The following is a 472-nucleotide window of genomic DNA, read 5'->3' as shown; positions in this document are numbered from 1 at the left end:
CAGCATGTCGGCATAAAGGATGGCCCCTTGCACGTTCTTCGACCCGGAATACTCGCCGCGTTCCAGCTGCAGCACTTTCAGACCCCGCTCGGCCATTGTAAGAGCCGCCGCGTTCCCGCCCATGCCAGCACCGACGACGATGGCGTCGAATCTTTCCTGAATCATAACAAGCTCCCCTAGCCAGCGATGCGGTCGTGCGAGTGCGGCGATAGCTGCGCGCGGAATGCAGAGGTCAACGCCGGCAACAGTCGAATGGCGTCGGTGACGATGCCGATATGGGCAAAGTCGAAGATCGGAGCGTTCTTGTCAGTGTTGATGGCAACGATGAGGTCGCCGCCCTCCACGCCGACGCGATGCTGGATAGCGCCGGAAATGCCGGCCGCGATATAGAGCTTTGGCCGGATGGTTTTCCCGGTCTGGCCGATTTGTCGGTCGGAGGTGGCCCAGCCCTTCTGGACCAGCGGCCGCGAGC

At 62.1% G+C, this 472-nt stretch carries 2 protein-coding genes; both read right to left on the bottom strand.

Going from position 1 to position 472, the window contains the following annotated elements:
• The coding region (locus RM704_RS45325; protein WP_369015715.1) for an FAD-binding protein at positions 1–165 on the bottom strand (165 nt) is incomplete at its 3' end.
• Positions 166–176: 11 nt separating this feature from the next.
• The coding region (locus RM704_RS44660; RefSeq protein WP_311593602.1) for an electron transfer flavoprotein subunit alpha/FixB family protein at positions 177–472 on the bottom strand (296 nt) is incomplete at its 5' end.

Source organism: Streptomyces gottesmaniae (assembly GCF_031845845.1).
Taxonomy (GTDB): domain Bacteria; phylum Actinomycetota; class Actinomycetes; order Streptomycetales; family Streptomycetaceae; genus Streptomyces; species Streptomyces akebiae.
Note: the sequence above shows the minus strand (reverse complement) of the source record. Positions and strands in the feature narration are given on the sequence as shown.